Here is a 9,100-nt window from a genome sequence, read left to right on the forward strand (position 1 = left end):
TTCGTCGTTCGCTCGCGCTCTCAACTACGAATAGGCAGACGGCGTCGACTATCGCGGACTAACCGCCTTCGCTTCGCTATCCATGGCGGTCAGCGGTCGATGGTATCGCCCGAACTCTGCATTACCGACAGCGGCGCCGGTGAAACGCCCTGCTCGAGACGCCCCAGATAGCTCTCGACCAGCGGCCCGACATAGGCGTTGAGCCAGGTGGCGATACCGCGCTCATACTCTCGATACTCCGGCAACACCTCGGAGGAGCGAGCGACAAACAGCGTTTCGGGCAGCGCCGCCTCAATAGCACGCTCACCGCTGTCATCGAGAAAGGAGAAGAGCAGATTGATCGCCACCGACTGCGGCTCGAGCTCCGCGACGGCCTGCTGTAGCTCGGCAAGGTCGGCCTCGGTGAGCGGCTCGATCATCTCACCCTCAGCATTAAGCCGTCCGCCGGTCTCCAGGCAGAACTCTCTTGGCACTGGCGGCGTCACCGGATCGGGCTGCAGGTTATAGAGTTCGCGCCGCGCCTGACGACCAATGGTGAGCAGATCTCGCAGCCCACGATTGGTAATAAAGAGGGTGCGCACCCCCTTCCCCTCCAGCAGTGCATTGGTCGCCACCGTCGAGCCGTGCACCACCCGCAGCTGTGCGCGGTCGAGCCCCAGCTCATCGATCCCCTGCAGGATCGCCCGCTCCGGGGCATCGGGCGTGGAGAGCACCTTGTGGACCCGCAGCTCTCCACCCACATCGACGACAAAGTCGGTGAAGGTGCCCCCGGTATCGACGCCGAGCAGCATCAAGTCTCACTCCATAAACAAGAAACATCCGATTGTTCAATGCATGCACGCAACCAAACGCACCGAAATACAATCATTACACTCTCCTTTAAACGACATCACCACTCACCAGAACATTCGTTCGCTTGCTTACCACAATTGATCAACATCAATGCCACCATCCGATGCGTGTTTTATTGTTTACACACAAGCTTGTTGCCGCTCGTCACATGTGCGCACTTGTTGCGATGGCGGCCCGCCACCCATCAGCCAAACAAAGGCACTGGGGTTAGGCGCTTACTCACAATACATCGGAGAAACACAATGAACCACACCAAAGATCCTCATGACGTAGTACTAGACGCAACTTTCGTCGGTGACAATGAGAACGACACGAACCACACCCAAGATCTGCTTGACGTAGGACTAGACGCACATTACGCCGGTAACTATAAGAAGGCACTGGTTAATTATGAGAACTTTTTTGATCACGCACTCGAAATTGACGAGGGCTACTACGGGGTACGCCTCTCATTCAACCTTGGATACTGGTCCGATCTAGCCGATGCGTACCCACCAGCACGCGACAGCTTGGAGAACAAAAAGAAAGAATCGTTCGAACTCGCCAAATCTGAAATGGAACCAGAGCGATTCCATGACTTCGTATCTATTTGCGAGCACCAGGGCAGCTCAAATGAAGTCGTCGATAACTTCAGAGTCATCGATAACAACTTTCATGGACTAGCCAAACAGTGCTTCGAGCATGCATTCCCTCATCTGGTTGATGAGGGCGCCTGGGACCTGTGCGACAACTACCTTGGTGACACACAGGACCTAAAAATAACAGTTGAAGAGCGGTTAGATAAACACAAGAGCATCATTGAAACCGAGAACGATCTATATTCTGAGGCATCCACTAAGAGCTGGAGCCACAAGGACATACTAGATTTTATCCCCAGCCTTGATGACAGCAATTCAAACACCCGTGTAAACACCATATCTACGGAGTTATATGACGCTGGAATATCCAGCTTTCAAATCACGCTGCGCGACAGCGCAACACTCAAGACTAAAACCATTCAGAAAGACCTAGCAGAACCAATCGAGGCGCACGACAAGGCATATGACGACGTTGCGATGGAAGCGTTTTTATTGAATTTGGACATACACCGCATCCTCCTTGCTCTCAAAGAACATGGTAATCGAGAAGAGCAAGTCAATATTCAAGTCGAACCCAACGAGCTTGAGGACTCAGACGAATACAAAGATTCAAGTACAGAGGAACGTTTCAATAACGTGATATCGACTCTCAAGTCAATAAATGATGGTGAAAACTCACGCATCGATAAAGTGATATCGATTCTCGAGTTCGAGTTCATAGATAAACAGAGAGATTCAGAAGCGTTTTTCGAAGAAGTGGAATTCTTCCTCACGTCTAGATATCCATATGAATCCATCAATAAATTGATATCGCATGTCGAGTCCCTAACTATAGATAAATCTTTAGCTGAGGTGACATCAGATCTCAAGCACTCAGGTAGAGATGAAGATAGATATTACGATGACATGACATCACATCTAAATATGCTATCTGCGCTCGGCATTAACGATATCCAAATAACGCTGAACAATGGCAGGAACCGAGAAAGAGCGACAACCGTTCAAGTAAGCCTCGAAGTATTTGACTTCGCGCAGTATCGGGAAAGAAATATTCTCAATTTAGAAACCTTATTCAAGGACTCTCTAGCATTAGATATTTCTCATATTCTACTGGCTCTAAAAAATTGCGGCAAACCCGATAGATACGAAGCCGTTCGAACCCACGTATTCAAACTACTCAAATCAGAAGACCTAAATGACGTGATCGACATGATCGCCATTAAAATAGCCGCCCACTGAAAACGAGGCACGCCGCCCGCTAACCGCATTGGAAGCGAGGGCGGCTGGCCTCCTATAAGCCGTACCTCCTGCACACCAGCACTTGATAGCTACGGTTTAACGCCTCAACTGATACTGCATGCGTATCCTCACGACAGAGACTCGAACACCGGTCATGCATACATAGCGAGAGATGCAACACCCACAAGTAACCAAAAAGAAGATTAAGACCATTTGTGCAGACAAATTACAGAGTGTTTGCATACTAACCAAAGAAAATAGGTGTGCCACCATGGCGGCACCAGGAGAACAACATGTCGAAAGAACTAATCATATTCTTATGCCTATTCGCTCAAGGATGCAGCACTCCATTGACAAAGGAGAAATGCGACGCAACCAACTGGCTGGATAAAGGACGGAGCGCAGCATTTTCAGGAATGGAACGCGAACAAGGTAAAGACGACATGGATGAATGCTCGTCTTTTGGTTCGAAAATTGATAGCCCTGGGTTCGACGCAGGTTATCAAGCAGGCCTCTTGGAATACTGCACAACAGAGCTAGCCTATCAATACGGATACATTGGAAGAAACTTTAATCCAGACATTTGCCCATCATCAGAATCAAAGATAACCATCGCTCATTATGCCGGCAGATTGTCCGCGATAAATTTAAGCATGAAATCACTCTTATTTCAGTTAATAAACATTAACGAAAGGTTGGCTAATACAACAAAGCCTACTTGGTCGAGAGACAAATTAATTCGCAAAATAGAGGCCATAGAGCGCGGCTTGGTAGACATCAATGTCAAACTGGCTGTAGCAGCCAGCTTTGGCAAATATTTTTCGCCTGTAACACACAAAGAGCACTTCATCCCCTACAACGCATTCAGAACAAGTCACATTACAGACAATGTGCAGCATATCTTACATCATATAAAACAAGCATCCGCTGACCTTGAGTCTAGAACTCCTTCACCAGATATTGAGATGGATACCATTAAGATATTTTTAAAAATGGAGAAAATACTGCGGCAAACACATGAAAATCTAACCGCCATTACACGGCTCCCGCCGCTAACCGACATGTCCGGTGCTGGATGAGAGCCAAGCTGATCAATAGTCTTATGTATGGGAGCACCCTGTATTTAGGGCGCCCAATACATATGTCACTTGTGTATCAGTAACGCGCGGTTGAATTCATAAACACCATACATAAGTGTTGCAAAAGCATACCACTTTCGCCTAGTATGTAGGCATGTATTTAACATAATAAAAGTGTGCGCTTTTAAACATATAGGGGGTTATTTAATTTACCTACAATATGTACGATGTATGTTTTAATTTTTTTCTTTCTACAGTGTTAGGGAGATTCATTAATAGAAGATGTGTGTGAAGTGTTTTATAGAGGATGTGTGTGAATATGTTTGAGGAGGAGAACTGTTTCATCTCAATACTAGAGAAAGCTAAAAAGAAATATGGGTCTGACAAGGCGGTTGCTGAACTGCTCGGTGTTAAGTCGCAGTATATTGCCTCGGCGAGAGCCAAAAAAGGCTCTTTTTCAACTCGACACTGCGTCGCACTGGCGAACCTACTTGATGATATAGGGCCGTACGAAATAATAGTCGCTGCGGAACGTATGCGCGCTGAAAGAAAAGGCGGTAATGGAGCTGACTCTGATTTTTGGGGGAAAGAGGCAGCCTCACTTTCTTTCAGAAAACATCAACCTTCAAGTGATCACGATAGCACATTTTCTGAAAATAATGAAAACAACAATGATACGACCATACCTTTTCAGTTGGGCGATGCTCTCGGTCTACTAGAAAGCCAACAACTAGTGTCTGCTATCACGTTTAAAATATTAAAAAAACTCGAAGAAAAAAAAAGCGACAAATAAAACCCCATCAAGTAATGCTTTGGTACTTCCTAATGCGCATATCTAAATACAAGCCTGCGGAGTCGCTATTTTTGCGAAAGCTTGTTTTGGGCATCCAAGCCCAAGCAAGCGGCAAAAGACTTAACGCGACCGTTTATGCCTGCGGCGCCCCGACCGTCCTGCATACATTGCGTAATCGTACGCTTCTCGACTCTACACAATTCCCCCGATGACTCTACGTCGACATAAAGCCGCTGCTGCATCTTCTACGTCCCTCGCGCTCGCTCTCAACTACGAATATGCAGACGGCGTCAACTATCGGGAGCTAATCCCCATCGCTTTGATCTTCAAGGCGGTCAGCCACGCACGCACGCACCACAGCTTAATGCCCCTCAACAGAAAAATCACCAACCTCATGATCAGAACCGATTTCAGATCAGCTTAGTGTATGAACGGAAAAATCCTGATCAGCGTAGAAAGCCTTACATACTTCTACGACGACAACTGCGCTATCGATGACCTCAGCTTCAAGGTGAAGCGCGGTGAGGTGCTCGGCTTTCTAGGCCCCAACGGTGCGGGCAAGTCGACCACCATGCAGATGATCACCGGCAACATCGCTCCGAGCGCCGGCGGCGTCACCATCAATGGCATCGACCTGCTGAGCGAGCCGAAGCGCGCCAAGGCCGAACTCGGTTATCTGCCGGAGCAGCCACCGCTCTATCGCGAACTGACCGTCGATGAGTATCTGCGCTATTGCGCCAAACTCAACCGCATTGCACGAGTCGAGATTGAGACTGCAATCAATCGCGCCAAGACGCGTTGCGGCCTTGTTGATGTCGGCAGCCGCCTGATCGGCAACCTCTCCAAGGGGTACCAGCAGCGCGTCGGCATCGCCCAGGCGATCATCCACAATCCGGCGGTGGTGATTCTCGATGAGCCGACCGTTGGCCTCGATCCGATCCAGATTCGCGAGATCCGCCAGCTGATCAGGGAACTCGGCAACGAGCACGGCGTAATCCTCTCCACCCACATCCTTCCCGAGGTGCAGGCAACCTGCTCGCGGGTGCAGATCATCCACCAGGGAAAACTGCTTTTCAGCGACACCATGGATGGGCTCGATGCACGCCTCAGCGAGCCGGTGCTACGGCTCAAGCTGAGCAATCCGCCGCCACTCGAGATGCTCACCGCGCTGCCGGGTATTGAATCGGCCGAGCGATCGGATGCGGGTTATATCGAACTGCGACACTCACCAGAGACCAATCCAGCCGGGGCCGTTGCCGAGGCGGCAGTCGTGAACGGCTGGGGCGTACTGGCGCTGACTCCGCACCGCAAGTCGCTAGAGCAGATCTTTGTCGAGCTGACCACCGGCGCGACCGGCGAGGAGCCCGCCGCATGATCCTCACTATCGCCGCCCGTGAGCTGCGCTCGCTGTTCCTCTCACCGCTCGCCTGGACCATCCTCGCGGTGGTGCAGTTCATCCTCGCCTGGCTCTTTCTCGGCATGGTCGACTACTACATCATTGAGGCGCAGCCACGGCTTGCCACCCTGCACGGCGCACCCGGCGTCGCCGAGCTGATCGTCGCCCCACTCTTCAGCTCCGCCGCGATCGTGCTGCTACTGGTCACCCCGCTACTGACCATGCGTCTGGTCAGCGAGGAGCGGCGCAACCGCACCCTCACACTCCTGCTCTCGGCACCGATCTCTATGAGCGAGATCATCCTCGGCAAGTACCTCGGCCTGCTCGCCTTCCTGCTGCTGATGCTCACCCTCACCGCGCTGATGCCGCTCTCACTGCTCAGCGGCGGCACGCTCGACTTCGGGCTGTTCGCCTCGGCGCTGCTCGGTCTGCTACTGCTCACCGCCGCCTTCACCGCCGCCGGGCTCTTCATGTCGACCCTTACCCAGCAACCGACCGTCGCCGGCATCAGCAGCTTCGGTCTGCTGTTGTTGCTCTGGATCATCGACCTCTCCGGTAATAGCGGCGACGAGGTAGGTAACGTCTTCAGCTACCTCTCACTACTACGCCACCACGAATCACTGCTCAAGGGTGTCTTCAACAGCAGCGACATCGTCTACTATCTGCTCTTCATCACCACCTTTCTGGTGCTCAGCATCCGCTGCCTCGATGCCGAGCGGCTGCAGCCATAGCAGGGAATCAGAATGAAACAGACCACCACGACACGGCGCATGGCACGCTTCAACCACTACCTCTTCATCGCGCTGTTTCTCACCGCGGTCGGACTGATCGCCTGGCTCAGCACCCACTACAGCTTCGAAGCGGACTGGACCCACAGCGGCCGCAACTCCCTCTCCGAGACGAGCAGCGATCTGCTCGCCACTCTCAATGCCCCCGTGAAGATCGAGGCATTTGTGCGTGAAGAGGGGGAGCTGCGTCGCCAGATCGAAAGCTTCATCGACCGCTACCAGCGCTCCAAGGGCGATATCGAAATCAGCTTCATCAACCCCGACCTCAATCCGCAACGCATGCGCGAGCTCAACCTCGGCAACGGCGCACTGCTGATCCACTATCAGGGGCGTAGCGAACAGCTGCAGGCAATTAATGAACAGAATGTAACCAACGCCCTACGTCGCCTGAGCCGCAGCGGCGATCGCTGGATCGCCTATCTTGAGGGGCATGGTGAGCGCGACCTGCGCAGCGAGGCGAACCACGCGCTGGGCAGCTTCGGCAGTGAGCTGGAGCGCAAGGGCTTTAAGCTGCAACCACTCAACCTCGCCAAGGTCGGCACCATCCCCGGTAACACTGAACTACTGGTAATCGCCAGCCCTCAGCTGGCACTGCTGGAGGGCGAGGTCGCACTGATCGAAGGTTACCTGCAGCGCGGCGGCAACCTGCTCTGGCTCACCGAACCTGGCAGCGAGTCGGGGCTTGAGGAGCTTATCAACTCACTCGGCATCACCAAACTACCCGGCACCCTGGTCGACACCAACAGCAGCAAACTCGGCATCTACAACCCAGCCATCGTGGTCGTACCCGACTACCCCTTCCACGCCGTCACCAGCAACTTCACCGCCCTGACCCTCTATCCGCAGAGCGTGGCACTGGAGTTCGAAGAGACCAACGATTGGCAGGGCAAACCGCTCATCACCACCCTCACCGGCACCTGGAATGAGACCAGTGAGATTTCTGGCGCCATCGCCATGAACGCAGAGGATGGCGAACGCGAAGGCCCCTTCAACCTCGCCCTTGCACTGACCCGCACCATGGAGGGAGAGACCACCAACGGCGAAACCACCAACCAACGCGCCATCGTCATCGGCGACGGCGACTTCCTCAGCAACAGCTACCTCGGCAACGGCGGCAACCTCGACCTCGGCCTCGCCATGGTCGAGTGGCTAAGCCACGACGACGCGCTGATCACCATCCGCAGCCGCACCGCGTCCGACACCACACTCGAACTGTCGAACACCGCGATGGCGTTGATTGGCTTTGGTTTCTTGTTTCTGGTGCCGGTTGGGATATTGAGTGCTGGTTTAGTTATCTGGATTAAGCGCCGTAAGCGATAAGTACTAACAAACAATCCAATTATCGCCCGTACGATATTGCTCCCAGGCATGTGTAGCTCTCTCTGCAGCCTCAATATAGGGCATGGTAATCTCCCCATTAATAATGCTCCTCATAAGTAGGGATTATGTCGCCTGATTCAACTTCTGAACGGGTGTAATTCCACCCAGTACCGAATGACAACGCTCATTATTGTAACTCCATAACCTTTGATTACTGTTTCTTGCGTACTGGTAGCGATAGCAGGTCTCGCTGATCCCGAACGACTCACAAGCCAGACGGATCAATACCTTTCTCTCTAGCACTGCTTGTTGTGCCATCTCCTTGCGCCGAGATGGCTTTACCACTTTTTTTCGACACCTCCTGGACGACCTCAGCCTTCAAGCGTTCTTCGGCATACATATACTTCAGTCGCCGGCTCTCTGTCTCCAGCTCTTTCACGCGCTTCATCATGAAAAAGCAATGCCACCATATTTGGAACGTCAGTTGTAAATACCCGCATCACTCATACCATGTTTTCGGCATAACTCGGCGACCGGACAGCATTTTCTACTTCCTTCGCTGACCGCTATGGATAGCGAAGCGAAGGCGGTTAGTCCGCGATAGTCGACGCCGTCTGCATATTCGTAGTTGAGAGCGCGAGCGAACGACGAAGAAGCGACTCCCCGAAAGGATGCCAATGATTTGGGAATCGCTGTAACGGTACTTTTTCATTGTGGATTCACCTGACTATCAATATATTGGAAACATCTTACTTCTGAGAATCAATGTTTTCTGGAGCCACCTTGAGCTGAGACACCCAAAACAAGCATCTACGAATATAGCAGCGCCCAGGTAAGCTGTGCGTAAAAACCTATCTTACGAGATAATTTTATGCATAAAAACACCATATTATTAGTTACCCATTGCATTGATCAGTTGAGGCTCCCCCGGTTTAACGGATGAATTAATTAAGAGACACACTTTGCCTCGTATTCTGCAGGACTTACATACCCCAAGTACGAGTGACGCCTGCGTCTGTTATAAAAGACTTCGATGTATTCAAACAGACTCTGCT

At 51.9% G+C, this 9,100-nt stretch carries 7 protein-coding genes and 2 pseudogenes; 6 read left to right on the top strand and 3 right to left on the bottom strand.

The window, feature by feature from the left end; all coding sequences use genetic code 11:
- Positions 1-98: 98 nt before the first annotated feature.
- Positions 99-791, bottom strand: a pseudogene (locus BOW52_RS15395) (hydantoinase/oxoprolinase N-terminal domain-containing protein); the annotation flags it as partial.
- Between the two features lie 303 nt (positions 792-1,094).
- On the opposite strand from BOW52_RS15395, the gene BOW52_RS15400 reads away from it, so the two are divergent.
- From BOW52_RS15400 to BOW52_RS15425, 6 genes are all read left to right on the top strand, one after another.
- Positions 1,095-2,669 carry a hypothetical protein gene (locus BOW52_RS15400; RefSeq protein ID WP_078484970.1) on the top strand — a complete coding sequence of 525 codons (1,575 nt, stop codon included), beginning with the start codon at positions 1,095-1,097 and terminating at the stop codon, positions 2,667-2,669.
- A gap of 293 nt (positions 2,670-2,962) precedes the next feature.
- Complete coding sequence (locus BOW52_RS15405; protein ID WP_078484971.1) at positions 2,963-3,748, top strand: DUF2799 domain-containing protein; 786 nt, start codon at positions 2,963-2,965, stop codon at positions 3,746-3,748.
- A gap of 319 nt (positions 3,749-4,067) precedes the next feature.
- On the top strand, positions 4,068-4,541 hold the full coding sequence (locus tag BOW52_RS15410; RefSeq protein ID WP_236725778.1) for a helix-turn-helix domain-containing protein: 474 nt from the start codon (positions 4,068-4,070) through the stop codon (positions 4,539-4,541).
- A gap of 427 nt (positions 4,542-4,968) precedes the next feature.
- The gene (locus BOW52_RS15415) at positions 4,969-5,916 is read left to right on the top strand and encodes an ABC transporter ATP-binding protein (protein ID WP_078484973.1); all 948 of its coding nucleotides are present in this window, start codon (positions 4,969-4,971) and stop codon (positions 5,914-5,916) included.
- Entirely contained in the window at positions 5,913-6,668 is a 756-nt protein-coding gene (locus tag BOW52_RS15420; protein WP_078484974.1) for an ABC transporter permease subunit, read from the top strand. The genes BOW52_RS15415 and BOW52_RS15420 overlap by 4 nt, the downstream gene beginning before the upstream one ends.
- Before the next feature lie 12 nt (positions 6,669-6,680).
- The gene (locus BOW52_RS15425) at positions 6,681-8,045 is read left to right on the top strand and encodes a GldG family protein (RefSeq protein ID WP_078484975.1); all 1,365 of its coding nucleotides are present in this window, start codon (positions 6,681-6,683) and stop codon (positions 8,043-8,045) included.
- Positions 8,046-8,273: 228 nt separating this feature from the next.
- Here BOW52_RS15425 and BOW52_RS17545 read toward each other — a convergent pair.
- Both BOW52_RS17545 and BOW52_RS15435 read right to left on the bottom strand, forming a co-directional pair.
- Positions 8,274-8,582, bottom strand: a pseudogene (locus BOW52_RS17545) (transposase); the annotation flags it as partial.
- A 411-nt stretch (positions 8,583-8,993) separates the two neighbouring features.
- Positions 8,994-9,100, bottom strand: a 107-nt coding sequence (locus tag BOW52_RS15435; protein WP_135622521.1) for an IS3 family transposase, incomplete at its 5' end; no start/stop codon positions are given.

The organism is Solemya pervernicosa gill symbiont, from assembly GCF_002020875.1.
Lineage (GTDB): Bacteria > Pseudomonadota > Gammaproteobacteria.

Coding starts and splice junctions, on each gene's coding strand:
- BOW52_RS15415 (WP_078484973.1), top strand. CDS start 4,969: ATGAACGGAAAAATCCTGATCAGCGTAGAAAGCCTTACATACTTCTAC.
- BOW52_RS15410 (WP_236725778.1), top strand. CDS start 4,068: ATGTTTGAGGAGGAGAACTGTTTCATCTCAATACTAGAGAAAGCTAAA.
- BOW52_RS15400 (WP_078484970.1), top strand. CDS start 1,095: ATGAACCACACCAAAGATCCTCATGACGTAGTACTAGACGCAACTTTC.
- BOW52_RS15425 (WP_078484975.1), top strand. CDS start 6,681: ATGAAACAGACCACCACGACACGGCGCATGGCACGCTTCAACCACTAC.
- BOW52_RS15420 (WP_078484974.1), top strand. CDS start 5,913: ATGATCCTCACTATCGCCGCCCGTGAGCTGCGCTCGCTGTTCCTCTCA.
- BOW52_RS15405 (WP_078484971.1), top strand. CDS start 2,963: ATGTCGAAAGAACTAATCATATTCTTATGCCTATTCGCTCAAGGATGC.